Source organism: Kitasatospora sp. NPDC088779 (assembly GCF_040685395.1).
Classification (GTDB): Bacteria; Actinomycetota; Actinomycetes; order Streptomycetales; family Streptomycetaceae; genus Kitasatospora.
In genome coordinates this window covers 12,659-28,340 of sequence record NZ_JBFBHW010000009.1, presented here as the reverse complement: position 1 = coordinate 28,340, position 15,682 = coordinate 12,659, and the positions used below count along the sequence as shown (strand labels likewise).

General features: G+C 70.1%; 14 protein-coding genes. 9 read left to right on the top strand and 5 right to left on the bottom strand.

Features of this window, described 5'->3' with window-relative positions; genetic code table 11:
- Positions 1-10: 10 nt before the first annotated feature.
- From AB0P03_RS10615 to AB0P03_RS10580, 8 genes are read left to right on the top strand one after another with little or no spacing between them, the layout of a single operon-like run.
- Entirely contained in the window at positions 11-1,831 is a 1,821-nt protein-coding gene (locus AB0P03_RS10615; RefSeq protein WP_363628474.1) for a conjugal transfer protein TrbL family protein, read from the top strand.
- Positions 1,828-3,369: an SCO6880 family protein gene (locus AB0P03_RS10610; protein ID WP_363628472.1), complete on the top strand. Its 1,542-nt coding sequence runs from the start codon at positions 1,828-1,830 to the stop codon at positions 3,367-3,369. The genes AB0P03_RS10615 and AB0P03_RS10610 overlap by 4 nt, the downstream gene beginning before the upstream one ends.
- On the top strand, positions 3,369-4,862 hold the full coding sequence (locus AB0P03_RS10605; protein WP_363628470.1) for a type VI secretion protein: 1,494 nt from the start codon (positions 3,369-3,371) through the stop codon (positions 4,860-4,862). Before AB0P03_RS10610 ends, AB0P03_RS10605 begins: the two co-directional genes overlap by 1 nt.
- A gap of 1 nt (position 4,863) precedes the next feature.
- Positions 4,864-6,675, top strand: a complete 1,812-nt coding sequence (locus AB0P03_RS10600) for a TraM recognition domain-containing protein (RefSeq protein ID WP_363628469.1) — start codon at positions 4,864-4,866, stop codon at positions 6,673-6,675.
- Positions 6,672-7,457, top strand: coding sequence for a DnaB-like helicase N-terminal domain-containing protein (locus AB0P03_RS10595; RefSeq protein ID WP_363628468.1), 786 nt, complete (start codon positions 6,672-6,674; stop codon positions 7,455-7,457). Before AB0P03_RS10600 ends, AB0P03_RS10595 begins: the two co-directional genes overlap by 4 nt.
- Positions 7,454-8,287, top strand: a complete 834-nt coding sequence (locus tag AB0P03_RS10590) for a hypothetical protein (protein WP_363628467.1) — start codon at positions 7,454-7,456, stop codon at positions 8,285-8,287. The genes AB0P03_RS10595 and AB0P03_RS10590 overlap by 4 nt, the downstream gene beginning before the upstream one ends.
- Positions 8,284-9,315, top strand: coding sequence for a DnaB-like helicase N-terminal domain-containing protein (locus tag AB0P03_RS10585; RefSeq protein WP_363628466.1), 1,032 nt, complete (start codon positions 8,284-8,286; stop codon positions 9,313-9,315). The genes AB0P03_RS10590 and AB0P03_RS10585 overlap by 4 nt, the downstream gene beginning before the upstream one ends.
- Before the next feature lie 10 nt (positions 9,316-9,325).
- Complete coding sequence (locus AB0P03_RS10580) at positions 9,326-9,574, top strand: hypothetical protein (protein ID WP_363628464.1); 249 nt, start codon at positions 9,326-9,328, stop codon at positions 9,572-9,574.
- 104 nt (positions 9,575-9,678) lie between these two features.
- On the opposite strand, the gene AB0P03_RS10575 is transcribed toward AB0P03_RS10580, so the two are convergent.
- The gene (locus tag AB0P03_RS10575) at positions 9,679-10,692 is read right to left on the bottom strand and encodes a hypothetical protein (protein ID WP_363628463.1); all 1,014 of its coding nucleotides are present in this window, start codon (positions 10,690-10,692) and stop codon (positions 9,679-9,681) included.
- Between the two features lie 504 nt (positions 10,693-11,196).
- Between AB0P03_RS10575 and AB0P03_RS10570 the strand changes: the two genes are divergently transcribed.
- Positions 11,197-12,033, top strand: a complete 837-nt coding sequence (locus tag AB0P03_RS10570; RefSeq protein WP_363628461.1) for an RNA methyltransferase — start codon at positions 11,197-11,199, stop codon at positions 12,031-12,033.
- 6 nt (positions 12,034-12,039) lie between these two features.
- On the opposite strand, the gene AB0P03_RS10565 is transcribed toward AB0P03_RS10570, so the two are convergent.
- From AB0P03_RS10565 to AB0P03_RS10550, 4 genes are read right to left on the bottom strand one after another with little or no spacing between them, the layout of a single operon-like run.
- Entirely contained in the window at positions 12,040-13,041 is a 1,002-nt protein-coding gene (locus AB0P03_RS10565; protein WP_363628459.1) for a glycosyltransferase family 4 protein, read from the bottom strand.
- Complete coding sequence (locus AB0P03_RS10560) at positions 13,038-13,889, bottom strand: glycosyltransferase (protein ID WP_363628458.1); 852 nt, start codon at positions 13,887-13,889, stop codon at positions 13,038-13,040. Before AB0P03_RS10560 ends, AB0P03_RS10565 begins: the two co-directional genes overlap by 4 nt.
- Positions 13,886-14,653: an HAD family hydrolase gene (locus AB0P03_RS10555; RefSeq protein ID WP_363628456.1), complete on the bottom strand. Its 768-nt coding sequence runs from the start codon at positions 14,651-14,653 to the stop codon at positions 13,886-13,888. The genes AB0P03_RS10560 and AB0P03_RS10555 overlap by 4 nt, the downstream gene beginning before the upstream one ends.
- A complete protein-coding gene (locus AB0P03_RS10550; RefSeq protein WP_363628454.1) occupies positions 14,650-15,681 on the bottom strand; it encodes an NAD-dependent epimerase/dehydratase family protein in 1,032 nt (343 codons plus the stop codon). Before AB0P03_RS10550 ends, AB0P03_RS10555 begins: the two co-directional genes overlap by 4 nt.
- Between the last annotated feature and the right edge of the window lies 1 nt (position 15,682).

The window sequence follows — 15,682 nt, the reverse complement described above, 5'->3', positions numbered from 1 at the left end:
GGGGGCCCGCATGCCCTGCGGCCTGACCGATCCCCTCGGCTGCATCCCCGGCCCCAGCGACACCATCCTCGGAAGCCTCGCGGGCGACGCCGCCACCAACGTGGCGAGCGGCGCGTGGGAGTCGATCTGCAAGAGCTTCGCGGACGCCGCGACCGAGTTGCTCAAGACGTTCGCCACGGCCTTCGTCAAGATCCCGCCCGTCGACCTCGCCAGCAACGGCATACGCAGCGTCTACGCGATATCCCTCGGCATCGCCGGCCTCGTCGCCGCCCTGCTGGTCATCGTCCAGGTCATCCGCACGGTGATCACCCACGACGGCCGCCCACTGGCCACCGCCGCCGTAGGCGTCGGGAAGGCCGCGCTGGCCTTCATGCTCACGCTGATCGTCGCCTCCACGTCGCTCGTGGCGAGCGACGAACTGACCAAGTACATCGTCGACAACTCCCTCGGCGGGGAGAAGGCGCTCAGCGACAAGATCGCCAAACTGGTCTCCTACACGCCGGGGACCGCGGCCTCGCTCCTGCTGATCATCGCCATCATCGGCATCCTGCTGACGCTTGTGCTCTGGTTCGAGATGCTGCTGCGCAACGCCGCGATCGCCGTGCTGATCGCCACCTCGCCGATCAGCGCGGCAGGGCAGGTGTCCGACTCCACCAAGAGCTGGTGGTCCAAGCTGGTCTCCTCCACCGTCCAGCTGATCATCCTCAAGCCGGTCATCGCGCTGGTCTTCGCCCTCGGCTTCAACATCGCGGGCGACTCGAAGGACCTCCAGACGACCCTGTCGGGGATGCTCATCCTGATGCTCGCGGCGCTGGCATGGCCGGCCATCGCGAGGTTCTTTTCGTTCGCCAGCGTCCAGGTCGGCGGCGGTGCCGGTCTCGCCGCTCTGCTCGGCTTCGCCGGAGGTCGGCTGAGTGCCCCGGCAGGTCCTGCGTCCGGCGCCTCCCCGGACTCGTTCGGGCAGGAGAGCGCCAGCCGCACGATGAGCAACTTCGCCAGCAAGGGCGGAGGCGCTGCCGCCGGTGGTGCCGGTGGTGCCGGTGGTGCCGGGGCGGCGGCCGGAGGCGCCGGTGCTGCTGCCGCGGCCGGTCCGGTCGGCGTGATCGCGGCTGCCGGTGTCCGGCTTGCCCAGCAGGCGGCCAACAGTCTGGCCGGTGGCATGGAGAAGATGGCCGGACACGCGGGAGTGCAGGGCGCGAACCCCTACGCGGCGCAGCCGGCCGGGTACGTCAACCGCCACGCTGCCGCACCGTTGCCCACCGCTGGCGGGGTGCTGCCGGACCAGCCGGAGCCGGACTGGTCGGACCAACAGGAACCGCAGGTCGAACCGGCGGGACCGGCCAGCCCGCAAGCCGATCACCAGCAGGCGCTCCGGGACATCACCCCGGACCTGCCGGTCGCCGGTCCTCCGCGCAGCGACCCGCCCACCATCGAGATGCCCCCGGTACCCGCAGGCCCGTCCACCGGCGCCTCGGCGGGCGCGGGCTCCCCGGCCGGGCCTGCGCCTCAAGGACGCCCCGTGCCGGGACCCCCGCTCCGGGCGGCCCAGCCCGGCGGACCCGGGAGCGCGCCGTCCGCATCCGGCTCTGCGGCGCCTGCCCAGGCCCCGGCCGCCGCGAGCCGGCCCGCCTCCGGTGCCACACCGCTCCAGGCCAGCCGACCCGTGTCCGGCCCGACGCCAGAGCCAGCTCACGAGCGCCCCACGCCCGCACTGGCCCCGGCGGACCGCCCCAGCGGGCCCCGCGCCCAGGCCGCCCCGGTCGAGCGCCCCACCGCGCCGCCTGCCAGGACCACCCGCCCTGACCACTCCGAAGGAGGGGACAAGTCATGAGCACCGAGACCGCTCCCACCCGCACGTACTTCGGGTGGCAGCAAGAGAAGGTCGCCTTCCTCTTCGGCCTCAGCCTTCAGCGCGCCGCCATGCTCGGCGTCGGCATCCTCGCGCTGATCTGGCCGTTCGCAATCTCGTACATCCGGGCCGGCCTTGTGACCTGGCCCCTGTCGTTTGTCCTCTTCCTACTCGCGTTCGTCCGGATCGCCGGCCGCACGGTCGATGAATGGGCGGTCGCCGCAGTGTCCTACGAAATCCTCCGCTTCCGCGGGCAGAATCGTTTCCTCTCCGGCGCCTTCGCGCCCCGTGCGTCCGAGACGGACGAGCCAAAGATGGACCTGCCCGGCATCCTCGCCCCACTGACGATCCTCGAAGCCGACGGGGGCAGCGGCGCCCCGATCGCGGTGATCCACCACCAGCTCGACCGCACGTACACGGCGGTCGCCCGGGTGCGCTTCCCCGGCATCGGCCTGGCCGACTCCAGCAGGCGCGACCAGAGGGTGGCCAGCTGGGGCTCGCTGCTCAACTCCCAGTGCACCGAGGGTAATCCGATCATCCGGATTCAGGCGCTCCAGCGCATCGTCCCGGAATCCGGTGCCGCGCTCCAGCGCTGGCACAGCGACCACGTCACCACCGAAGCGCCCACCGTCGCGGTCGATGTCACCAAGTCGCTGCTGTCCACCGCCACCCTGGCCACCAGCCAGCGGGAGGCGTACCTCGCGATCACGATGGCCGCCGTCCGCGCTGCCAGCCCCATCAAGGCGGCCGGCGGCGGCGACGCCGGAGCCGCCGCCGTCCTGGTCCGAAACCTTCGGGCCATGACGTCCTCGATCACTTCCGCGGACCTCCAGGTCGAGAGCTGGCTCAACCCCCGGGAGCTGGCCGAGGTCATGAGGACCGCGTTCGATCCGGACTCCAGCCGGGTGCTCGCAGAGCGCCGGGCGGCGGCCGCCGCCGCCGTTCTCCGCGGTGACGAGGTCCCCTTCGAGGCAGGGGTGGACCCGGCGGCGGCCGGTCCGTCCGCCGCCCACAGCGGGCGCGGCAGGTACGAGCACGACGGCGCGGTGTCGGTCACCTACTCCGTCCACAGCTGGCCGAAGAACAAGGTGTACTCGACCGCCCTCGCGCCGCTGCTGGGCGAAGGAAAGTACCGCCGGACGCTGAACATCCACTACGAGCCCCGCAGCCCGCGCGCCGCCGAGCGGGAGATCATGCAGGAGCGCACCGCCCGCGAGGTCGCCGTCAGCATGCGGAGCAAGACCGGCCAGATCATCCCGGAGCACGAGAAGCAGGCACTGCGCCGCGCCGAGGCCCAGGACCAGGAGCGCGCCGCCGGCCACGGCATGGTCCGCTACACCGCGTACTGCACCGTCACCGTCACCAACCCCGCAGACCTCGAAGACGCGTGCAGCGAACTCCTGGCCGACGCCAACAGCGGCAGCATCGAGCTCCAGCGGATGTGGCTCACCCAGGACATCGGGTTCGCCGTCGGCGCGCTCCCGGTCGGCATGGGCCTGCCCAAGAAGCGGGCGGCGTGATGTTCCGTCGCCGACCCACCACCGACCTCCCCGTCCTCGACCTCACCGACGTGCTCGGCCGCCCGGCCCCGGTGGCGCCGAAGCCCCCGGCGCAGAAGGCGCCAAGGCAACGGAGGGAACCGGTCGCGCCCCGTCGCGGCCACGCCCGCCCGTTCGCCGGGCGAGCACCGCGGATGCCGCAGGTCCCGGTCTTCAGGGGCAGCACCGGCCAGGTCCAGGGGCTGTACCCCTGGCTGTACGGGGCCTCCATGCCCGCGGCCGGAGCCTACATCGGCGTCGACTGCCTGTCCGGTGGCGCTTTCGCCTGCCACCCGATCGAGTGGCTGCACCGCGGGCTGATCACCAACCCCAACCTCTTGATCACCGGGGTTCCCGGCACAGGCAAGAGCGCGACGATCAAGGCCCTGGTGACCCGCCTGGCCGCCTACGGCGTCCGATCGTTCGTCCTCGGGGACATCAAGAACGAGTACGCCGGGCTGGCCCGGGCGTTCGGCGTCGAGCCGGTCGAACTCGGACCCGGCCTGCGGAACCGGCTCAACCCGCTGGACGCCGGCCCGCTCGGGAGCAACCTGCCCACCGACCCGGAGGAACTGCGCGAGCGCCTGGACGAAGTCCACCGCCGACGGATCACCCTGCTCTCCTCCCTGCTGGTCATGCGGCTCGGCCGCAACCTCACGCCCACAGAGGAAGCCGCCCTCTCCCTCGCCATCCAGCACGCCTCCGGCCAGGCCACCGGCGCCAGCCACCTCGCCGACCCGACGATCCCGCAGGTCTGGGCCCTGCTGCGCGACCCGCTGCCGGAGATGGCCGAGGACCTGCGCGTCCGCGACACCGACGTCACCGAACTGCGGGAGATGATCCGCCCGGCCGCCGACGCCCTCGGCAACATGGTCCGCGGCAGCCTCTCCGGCCTGTTCGACGGGCCCACCACGGTCCGACCCGACTTCGGCGCGCCGATCCAGACCGTTGACCTGTCCCGGATCGACGGCCGCGGCGACGAGACCGTGGCCATGACCCTCGCCTGCGTGTCGAGCTGGGGCCAAGCCGCGATCGACGAGCCTGGCGGGCCCGTGCGCCTGGTCGTCCGCGACGAGCTGTGGCGCGCGATGCGCGTGCCGGCCATGATCCGCAAGCTCGACTCGGACCTCCGGCTCTCCCGAGCCCAGGGAACGATCCAGGTTTTGAGCACGCATCGCCTGTCGGACTTCGAGGCGGTCGGCGCCCAGGGCAGCGAAGAGGTCAGCATCGCCCGCAATCTGATCTCCAGCTGCGACGTGCGGATCTGCCTGCGCCAGGACACCGCCCCCCTCGCTATGACGCGCGACGTGATCGGCTTGACCGACACCGAGTGCGCGCACATCGCCAGCTGGTCGGGTGAGCAGATCGGCCGCGCGATCTGGAAGATCGGCCGAAACTCCAGCCATGTGGTCCAGACCATTCTGAGTCCGACCGAGAGGCAGTTGTACTACACCAACGAGCGGATGGCTGTGTGAGATGGCCTCCGCCTCGAACGCCACGGTCGCGCGGCGGCCGGTGCTGGACGGCCCCGCAGACTACCTGATCGTCCTGCTGATCATCGTCGTGGTCACGGTCACCGTGGGAACCTGGGCAACCGGCCAGGTCGCCGGGCTGATCACCCACGCCACCTGGCCGGCCGTCCCGTTCGGCGACGCGTTCGCCGTCGCGAAGCAGATCCCGCACCACCTGGACGACCCGAGGGCGGCCTGGCCCGAGCAGGTCCGCTCCGACCTGCCCGGTCCGGCCGGCTTCGCCGTTGCCGCCGCGATCGTCGCCTGCGCGATGCTCACCGCGGGCGCCTTCGCTCTGCGCCGTCTTCGGCGGAGCCGTTCGGTGCGCGGCTTCGCCTCCGCCTCGCAGTTGTCGAAGACCCTCTCCGCCACGGCGGTGGTCAAGCGCGGGTCCATCGTCCGGCCCTCGCTCAGGGGCAGCCGGATCGCCGCCGCTGACGTCGCGGTGACGCTCGGCCGCACCCTGGCAGGGATGCTGCTGTGGGTGGCCGTCGAGAACTCGGTGCTGATGCTGGCCGCCCCGCGCCAGGGCAAGACGAGCCAGGTGATCATCCCGTGGATCAAGGCATGGCACGGACCAATGCTGATCACCAGTGTCCGCGGTGACGTGCTCGACGCGACCGCGCTGATCCGGCGCCGCCGCGGCCAGACCCTGGCGATGGTGCCGACCGGCATGCTCGACTGGCCGGACCAGGTGCAGTGGTCGCCCACCAGCGGCTGTGAGGACTTCGGCAAGGCCATGCAGCGAGCCGACCTCATGGTCAAGATCGGCAAGAGCGAGACCACCGACTCCTCCGGCGCCGGCTTCTTCGGCGCCACCGCCACCTCGCTGCTGGCCGGCTGGCTTCACGCCGCAGCGATCACCGGCCGCAGCATGGAGGACGTCCTGCGCTGGGGCTTCAACGCCCACGTCGAGGAGCCGATCAAGCTGCTCGCCGAGTCCCGCCGCGCCGAGCCGGGCGTTGCCGAAATGCTCGACGGCCTCTACCGCAACCCCGGCGACACCCGGGCGAACCTGTTCGCCACCGTGCAGACCGCGCTGACACCGCTGTTCTCGCCGCTGGCCCGCGCCACCTTCGTCCCCAGGGTCGGCAACGGCATCGACATCGAGCAGTGGCTGCGGAGCAACGGCACCATCTACCTGCTGGTGGACAAGGAAGAGGCCACCGCGCTCGCCCCCTTGATCTCCGCCTTCGTTTCCGAGGTCTTCGGCACTGCCAAGCGCCTCGCCGACCGGTCGCCCGGCGGCCGGCTCGACCCGCCGCTGGGAGCACTGCTGGACGAGGTCGCCAACGTCACCCCGCTGCCCAACCTCCCCGACCTCATGTCCTTCGCCGGCGGCTCGGGCATCTTCACCGTCGCCGTGCTCCAGAACATGGCCCAGGCCCGCAAGACCTGGGGACGTGAAGGGGCCGAAATGCTCTGGGGAAGCTCCACCGTCAAGATCGCCCTCGGCGGCCTTGGCGGCGACGAACTCGAAGAGTTCTCCAAGCTGGCCGGCATCTACCGCGAGTCCCTGACCACCTACCAAAGCGGCGCGCAGGGCACCACGATGCAGACCACCCTCCAGGACCGCAAAACCGTCACCCCGGACGAGATCCGCACCCTCGACGAGGAGAAGCGCGAGGCCCTGGTCATCCACGCCACCACCCCCATCACCAAGGTCCGCATGCAGCGCCACTACGAGAGCCCCGACCGTAAGCTGTACGAGGAGAGCAACGAGTGGTCGAAGCGGTACCGCGCGGGCGAACTCGACCCCATCGAGGCCGCCGCGTGACCCCCCGACCCGCATGGAGCGGGTACCACGTCGAGGCGCGCACCGACGCCGACCTGCGCTGGGAGTCCCGCTTCGATCAGCGGCACCGCCAGGGCCTGCTCCGCCGCCCAGCGCCCTCGACCGACTACACCCTGCGGTGGAGCGGGCCGGTGCGTGGAATCGACGGCGCGCTCTACCACGCCGGAGAGGACCACTCCGGAGCTCCGGTGGTCTCCGTGTTCAGCCCCGGCTACCAGGAGGTCGTCCCCGTCTCCTGGGCCACGGACGACTGGGCCGAGCACCGCGCGCTCACCGAAGGCCGGTTCGTGGCTCTCAGCGGCTGGCGCCCGGCGCGCGTGGACCACGAGGACCTGGTGCTCGCCTACCTCGCCCAACGCCCCCGGGAGCTGAATGACTTCGGCCGGTGGGTGCCGGTGGACACCTTCACCACCCACGTCCGCTACGGCATCTACGAGGCCATGCTGGCGTTGCACGCCGACGCGGAACCGGTCACCCCCGCCGCCGTCGAGGAGTACGTCCGCCGGAGTACCGAAGAGCTGTCGCCCCGGATTGCGCAACTGATCGCCGACACCATGGACACCCCCGCCTACCTTCGGCGGCTCACGCTCACCCCGAGCACTTCGATCGAGGCGCTCGACGCCGCCGTGCACCTCGTGATGGCCGACTGGAAAGCTGCGTCGGCCGCCAGCCGCACGGACACGAGTCTCCAGTACACCGAACTCCCGGACCGTCCCGTCGAGGTCAGCCCGCACCTGCCAACTCACCTCCAGGACCAGTCATGACCGAGCCCGCGATCACGCCGATCGGCAGGGTCAAGCACCGCCCGCACGCCCGCATTCGGCGCTCCCGCGGGAGCCGCGCCACCACCGGGCCGGCCACCGGTACCCAGCCGGCCGCCGCCGAAGCGAGCCCTCGTACCCGGCTGGTCGAGTGGCACACCATGACCGGCCCCGAGCGCATCGCGGCCTGGGGCGGCCTCTGCGACTGGGTGACCTGGCTCCACGACCGCTACGAGCTGGCCGTGGAGTCGAGGCTGCCACGCTGCTGGGCCGAACACCCCGGGCTGATCGAAGAACTGTGGGCACTCAAGGTCTGGCGGGAAGAGATCTACGGCGCGGCCCCGGAGCAACAGGTCGGCCAGGCGGCCCGCTACTGGCACGTCGAGCTGCGCACGGTGGTGGCCAATGCGACCGCCGTCTACGCCACGGCCTGCCGGACTGGGCACCGCGGGCCCGAGTTTCGGGCCGCCGACTCCCCGGACCTCCAGGAACGTTGGACCGGGGCCGATGCCTGGGCCGGCATCCCCAGCCGGCTGCTGGCAGCTCACGCGGACACCGCCGAAGCCGGCAGTCCCGACCGGCTCACCGTAGCCCAGATGGACGACGCCCGGGCCCGCGGCCTCGCCGCGCCGCTCAGCCCCGGCATCCCCGAGTACGTGAGGTTCGCCGACGACTGGTGGGCCGTCGACATCGGCGGCGCCTGGCTGCGCGTCGTCAACGAGGAACTGCTGGAACGGCTCGAAGACGCCGCCGCCCGGATGGCCGCCGCCGATGACGCAGCCCGCCGCTACCGCGAAGCCACCACCAGTACGAAGTCGAGGACAACCCGATGACTCACCCCGACCTTGTACTGCGCGCCGAACAAGCCGTGATCGGCGCCGCCCTCCGCGACCGCCAGCGCTTGGACGACATCGCCCACCTCGCCCCCGACCGCATGGCCCATCCCACCCACCGTGCCGTCCTGACCGCGCTGATCGAATCGCGCACCAGCAACCCGAGCGCCCCGGCCGCCCAGGTGCCGGAGCTGATCGCCCAGCGCACCGCCATCACCGGAGTCACCGCCGACTACCTGCGCCGCCTCGCCGACACCGCGCCGCAGCCCCGGGCCATCGCGAGCTATGCCCGCATGGTCCAGGAGGCCGCCGTCCGTCGGGACCTCGCACTTCACGTCGACCGACTTCGGACGGCCGCCCCGGGCTTGCGCGGACCGGACCCGGTGCTCGACCGCCTCGCCGAGACGATGCGGCGTACCGAGCACGCCGCCCCGGTGGCCAAGCTCAACGAGCCGGCCCCGGCGCCGTACGAACCCCGGGTGAAGGCAGCCGGAGACCAGGAAGTCCGGGTCGAGGTCCGTCTTGAGCGTCAGGACATCATCCTTGCGGATCTCCTCCAGCACCCGGAGCAGGTTCGCGAGGTCAGCTGGCTGTACCCGGAGGTGTTCGAGGAGGGCCCGCGCCGCGAGGTCTACGAGGCGATCGCGGTCGTGGCCGAGCGGGGTGAGCCGGTCGACCAGCTGACCGTCGAGTGGGAGGTCTACCAGCAGGACCCCCAGGCGTACGAGGTGACGGCGGTAGAGGTGAGCGTCGAGGAGCGCCCCAACTACCTCGCCCGGCTCGCCACCACCGCCGTCGTCGTCGGAGCCGCAGTCGAACTGTCGGGGGAGATGATGGCCGAGGACATCCGGACGAAGCTCACCGCGGACTTCGCCGCCGTCGACGTCACCTCCAGGGCTTCCGGGCCGGAGCCGAAGGTGGACCTTGGCGTCAGGACCGTCACGTCGACCCCCCAAGTGGAACCGGCGCCGCTTCTGCAACCGCCGCCGGTCCAGCAGGCCAGCATCCAGCCGAACATCCGGCCGTGAGGGGACCGCGATGACCAACATCGACTCGGGCATGCTCGCCGACCTTAGCCACGCCGCCATGGACGCCGCCCTCGCAGACGGCACAGCCCAGCACCTCAGCGAGACGATCCGCGACTTCGCCCGGTATCGGGAGTCCTGGTGGATCTACGACCGGGCCGGCTGGTGGGAGGTCACCAGAGCGGACGTCGCAGCCGGACTGGACCTGATGGCGCAGAACATGCGTCTCGCTGATCAGGCAGTACGGCGCAGCGTGAGATAGATGGCCGAACCAGCGCCGGGCGGGCCTGCACGGGCCCGCCCGGAGGCGCGCTGTGGCGGTGGCCTGGGAGGTTGAAGACGGTTTCCGCCAGCGGGACTGCGTCCCTATATTTCGTCATCGGTGAGAAGCCATCCAGGGATCGACATCCCTTTCGCGTCGACGGCGATCCTTTGGAACGCCCCGCGGGGGAAGCTCGTGAGGTTCTCGGTAATACTGTCCTCGTATACTCGATCAGCCAGTGCCAGGGTCAGGCCTTGTCGTGATCTCCTCATTTCCGTATGGTCGAGGAGTCTGATGGTATTTATAAGTCGACTGCCCGTGAATCCGTTATCAGCGAATCGGATTATGCCGAATCCGATTGCGAGGCCGATGCCCATTCGCCTTGCTGGGGTATGTCGAATGTTTCGGCGACGAAGGCCTGCCGCAAGTGCCCTGGTGAAGTGGTCTACCAGGTAGCGCTCCGGCGTGTCGGGGGGAATGACTCCAATGACTCCGTCCCCTGTTGACCGCATATGCCAGTCCCGCGAATTAATTCCGGATCCTTCGGCCGCGCTGTTGATGAGGCCAAGGAACTCGTTATGCAAGTTTTGACCCTGGTCGGGGTTGTGATGTTGGCGGATCTCCGCGGCGAAGAAGTTGCGTCGCTCTGGCGGTCGAATGGTGATCGTGACCGTGTCGATCTTGAGGTGGTTGGAACTATCTGGGGTTAATTTCTGAACCTCCCCTGACTTGTGAGTTGAGTCGACGATTTTCGCGCCTTCTGAATGTTGCTGAATGTTTGAAGGGTGGGGTGCGGACATGCCGATGGCTGCGACCCATAGTCCTCGGATGCGCGCGACCTCGCCGGGGGCATCCACTGGCTCTGTGTGACAGGCGAGAAGTTGCCGCACTAGCGCATCAAGCTTAAGCCACTGTCGCGGGAGTGTTTCCCCTCCTAGGATCTTGCTGATTCCTTCATGGCTGATCGTGTCGTGGAGGTCATTGTTGACGCGAATGGCTGAACTTATCTTTCGGATTCCAGGATATCCGGCACTGTTATATAGCTCGTGCACCGCTTCTAGTAGCTGGCGGTGCGGGCCATTGGGCAACTTGTCCTGCCCGGGCATCCGAATCGGCATCGAGCCTCCGCTGTTGACGAAAGTTGATGGAGCTTGACATGGAGAAGGATGTCACGCAACTAGCGTCAACTGCGGTCATCTCCAGGCAACTTCTGACCTTCGCGCCTTACGGGGCTGGAAGCTGGACACCGGGGCCGCAAGGCTCCCGATGAAGGGCAGCTTTCACATGGAGGTCTGATGGGAACGCTTACCAAGGCGGCCAGTCGCAGTCGGTGGCTTCGAGTCGTGCGGTACGGGTTCGTCTGCGGGGCAGCTGGCGCAGTGGGTCAGTACGCCATCGACGGGATGATGTGGCTGATCCATCGCATGTAGCAGCGATGGCGCTGCCGAGCTGTAAGGGGCCTGGAGAGCGGCCGGACTCCTCAGGGTGCGCGCTGGAACATGAGATGTTGTCAGGAGCTGCTGTCGGCACAGGTGTTGGTACCAGGTGTAGGGTTATTGCTGCGCTGGTGCGGACTCCGCCGAAGTCGGAACGCATCGTTGTCGGCTCATCTTGGAGGACAGGTGCCAGCGGTTCAGCGGATCACCTCTCGCAATGCCCGGTTCCAGCAGTGGGAGGCGCTGCTCGGTAACAGGAAGAAGCGGAATCAGCTCCGCGAGTTCCTGGTCCAAGGGGTGCGGCCGATCTCGCTGGCGGTCCAGTACGGCTGGCCGATCAACTCACTGCTGTACGACGACCGGCGGAAGCTGTCGGGTTGGGCCCAGGAGCTGTTGCGGACGGTCAAGGCTGAGCGGATCGCGATGGCACCCGAGCTGCTGGCGGACCTCGGCGAGAAGACCGAGGGAGCACCGGAGGTGATCGCGGTGGTCGGCATGCCGGCCGACGACCTGAGCCGGATCGAGGGCGGCCCCAACTTCCTGGGCGTACTGTTCGACAGGCCGACTACTCCGGGCAACATCGGCAGCATCATCCGGTCGGCGGACGCCTTCGGCGCGCACGGGATGATCGTCTCGGGGCACGCCGCCGACGTCTACGACCCGAAGGCCGTTCGGGCGACCACGGGCAGTCTGTTCTCCCTGCCCTCCATCCGCGTCCCGGGGTCGACCGAGGTGATGACGTGGGTGGAGCAGCAGCGTTCTGCCGGTCGCCCGCTGGCGCTGGTGGGCACGGACGAGAAGGGTGACGCGGACGTCTACGACTTCGACCTCACCCAGCCGGTTCTGCTGCTGGTCGGGAACGAGACGAGTGGGCTGTCCAGCACCTGGCGGGAGCTGTGCGATTTCACGGTGAGCATCCCGATGACGGGGGCGGCCAGTTCGTTGAACGCGTCGAACGCCGCGACCGCGGTGTTGTACGAAGCTTCCCGGCAGCGGATCGCTGCCGGGAAGCGTTCTCGTTGATCGAGGTCAGGTCCAGGTGTCGCCCGCGGCGGCGCGGCGGTAGATCTCCAGGTACCGCGCGGCGGCCACGTGGTGGCCCCACCGCTCGGTGGCGGTCGTTCGGAGGTGTTCCGGGGCCGGGAGGTGGGCCAGGATCGTGGCGGCTTCCTCCGGGCTGGGCAACTGGTCGGCCGGCAGGGCGAGTCCGACGTGCGGGGCGATCTCTGCGAGACATCCGTTGTCGGTGGCGATGACGGGGGTGCCACTGACGGCCGCCTCGGCGACGACCGTGGCGCCGGGCTCGATCCATGCCCCTTCGCAGGGGCCTTCGAGGGGTTGGGAGAGGGCAAGCAAGGCCCGGGCGGCGGCGAGGAGGTCGGTGCGGCGGGTACCGCCGACCTCTCCGATGTACTCGGCGGTGTCGGGGTAGTCGGTGAGGATGCCGTGCAGGTAGTCGGGCTCCCAGGCCGGTCCGGCGAGCTTCAGCGGGAGGCCGGCGGCCTGGGCGAAGGCGGCGGCCTCCCGCGCTCCCTTGTGGGCGGAGACGCGGCCGAGGAACAGCAGGAAGTCGTCCTTCGTCTCGCGGTAGGTGTAGCGGTCCGGGTTGACCGGCAGCCGGATGATCGGCGCGTCCGCGGAGCCGGCGGCCTGGCGCTGTGCTCGGGAGAGGTAGACGTTGTTCGCCCGGTACTCGGGCGCGCCGTTGAGGTGGTGGGTGCGGACAGCCGGCCAAGGCGGTTCGGCGGGCAGCAACTGTCCGTTGGTGTGGTCGTGCACCACGTCCGGGGCGAACGCTCGGAGCGCGGCCAGGGTGGTGTCGAAGGTGGTGGCGTCGGAGACGGTCAGTCCCGGCCGGGGTGTGCTGCCGGGCGCGCCGACGAGGAGGATCTCGCACCCGGCGTCGAGCAGCCCGTCGATGAGGGTGGCGACGACCCATTGGATGCCGCCGTAGCCCTGCGGCGGGACGGTGATCCACTGGGTGGTGTCCTGCCCGTACCGGTAGGGCGGGTTGAGCATCGTGATCCTCACGGGCGTCTCCGGGCCTGGTCGAGGAGTTCGTGGCCGATGCCGGTCAGCACCGCGCTGGTGTAGAGGGCGGCGAGGACTGCGGGGCGAAGCCCCCGGCCGCCGGAGCGGTTGCGCGCCCATTCCTTGTGCAGGCCAGTGGCGACGGTGCCCCGCCTGACTTCGCTGCGGCCCTGCCAGTAGGCACGCCGCAGAAGGTAGCCGACTCGGAGCCGGCGTGTGGGGATCAGGTGGTGGACCTGCGTGTCGTGGAGGACGGTGGTGGTGGCGCCGAGCGCGGCGAGCTGACGCACCAGTGTGGTGTCCTCGGCGGAGGCGAGGTTGGTGCCGACGCGGCCGAGGCGGCTGTCGAAGTCGATGCCGAGCAGGCGGGCGTGGTCGCGGTCGACGGCGAAGCAGCCGCCCCAGATGCTGGCGGGCCGGGCGGGGTGGTGGGAGCCGAGGTAGTGCAGTTGGCCGTCGGTCAGCCACCAGGGCGCCCGGCGGCCCTGGAGGTCGGCGGTGATCCGGGTGCCGGCCACGTGGGCTCCCGCTTCCAGGGCGGCGCGCAGGTCCTCGACCGCGGAGGCGGCGGGGACGATGTCGTCGTCGAGGAAGACGACGTGCCGGGTCGGTGCCTCTTTCAGCGCGAGGTTGCGGCTGTAGGACAGGCCGACCGTGGCGCGGTTGAACAGCAGCGCCGCCCGGGGGGTGGTCTGGGCGAGCGAATGCGCGGTGGCCGCGTCCACGGTGGTGTCGACGACGGCCAGGAGCTGGTCGTCGGGGCCGAGGAGGTGGCCGAACCGGAGGAGGGCGGCCCGCAGCTGCCGGGGGCGGTTGCTGCACACCGCCAGGGTCAGGGGCAAGGTCACCTGTTGAGCTCCTTCGTGGTGGGGCGCCGCCGGCCGGTGAGCTGCTCGGCGAGGTCGGCGAGGTCCAGCAGGTGGAGGCTGTGGTCCGCGGCGGGGTGCTGGCGGCTCTCCTGGCGTTCGGCCCGTACGGCCGTGTAGGCGGTGACGAGGGCCGGGTCGGTGCCGGGCGGGGCGGTCCAACCGGTGGGCGGGGCGACGAGGGCGGCCGGCACGCCGAGTCGCTGTGCGGGGGCGGCGTCGTGGTCGGGGCGGTCGCCGACCATCAGGGTGGTGGTGGGCTGCCAGCCGAGCCGGTCCATCGCCCAGCGGAGGAGCCCCGGGTCGGGTTTGGCGATGCCGATCGTGGAGTCGAGGGCGATCAGCGCCAGGCGGTCGGCGACCCCGATATCCCGGAACACCTCTTCGCACTCGGGGGGCTGGTTGGCCACGATGCACACGGGACGGTCGGAGTAGAGGGCGTCCAGGGCATCGAAGGCGCCGGGGATCAGCTGGACGTGGTCGTGCCAAGTGCGGCGGACCCGGTTCCAGCTGTGGGCGCCGGCCGGGGTGAAGAGGCCGGGACTCGCGGTGGTGCCGGCCTTGTGGAGGTAGAAGCGCCGCATCTCGGAGGTGAAGCGTTCGATGGTCAGCGTCGGGTCGTCTTCGCCGGCGCGTTCCAGGACGCCTTGCAGCCAGGCGAGTTCGAACGGCTCGTCGTAGTAGAGGACGCCGCCGACGTCCGTGGCGATGGTCTCGGACGGGGGCAGGGTGAAGGCCTGGTTCACGGCTGGGCGTCCTCTCGGGAGGTGGCTGTGGCGTTGGTGTACCACTCGGGCTGGGTGTCGGCGACGACTTCGAGGGCGAGCGTGCTGCGGGGGCTGACGGGGCCGTGGTTCCTCGCCCAGGCGGCGGTGGCGGCCAGGCCCTCGGCGAGCGGGGTGTCCTTCCAGGCGCCGAGCAGCAGGCGGGCTAGTTCGCTGCTGGTGTAGGCGGCGTGGACTTCCTCGCGGGTGGCCAGGTGGATGATCGGGTATTCCGGGACGCCCATCGCGGCGCGTGCCGCGCGTGCCATCTCCAGTACGGTGCACGGCTGTTGGCTGCCGACGTTGATCACCCGGTTCCAGTGGCGGGACGTGTCGGCGGCGTCGAGGAAGCACCCGACGATGTCGTGGACGTAGGTGAAGGAGCGGCGCTGGCTGCCGTCGCCGTACACGGTGATCGGCTCGCCGCGAAGGATCTGGTTGAGGAAGATCGCCACCGCGTTGCGCAGGGGGTCGCCCATGTTCTGCCGCTCGCCGTAGACGTTGTGCATCCGTAGCGCGGTGAACGGCAGGCCCTGCATCTGCGCGGTGATGGCCAGTTCGCGCTCGATGGTGAGCTTGGCGTTGCCGTAGCTGTCGACGGGCTGTGGGTGGTCGTCCTCGCACATCGGGACGCGGCCGGTGCCGTAGACGGCGACGGAGGAGGCGTAGGAGAAGTACCGGACCTGGGTGCGCAGGGCGGCGTTGATCAAGTGGGTGCTGCCGAGGACGTTGACCTCGTAGTTGTGGGCCTTGACGGCGTGGCTGATGCCCTCGGCGGCGAACGCGGCCAGGTGGAACACGCTGTCGAAGGCGTGGCCGGCGAACAGGTCGTCCACCGTGGAGCGGTCGGCGATGGAGCCAACGACGAGCGTCGCGCCGTCGGGGACGTTCTCCTTCTTGCCGCCGTCGAGGTTGTCCAGGACGACGACCTTGTGTCCGGCGGCCAGGAGGCGGTCGGCGAGGTGGGAGCCGATGAATCCGGCTCCGCCGGTCACCAGGTGCTGGGCCATG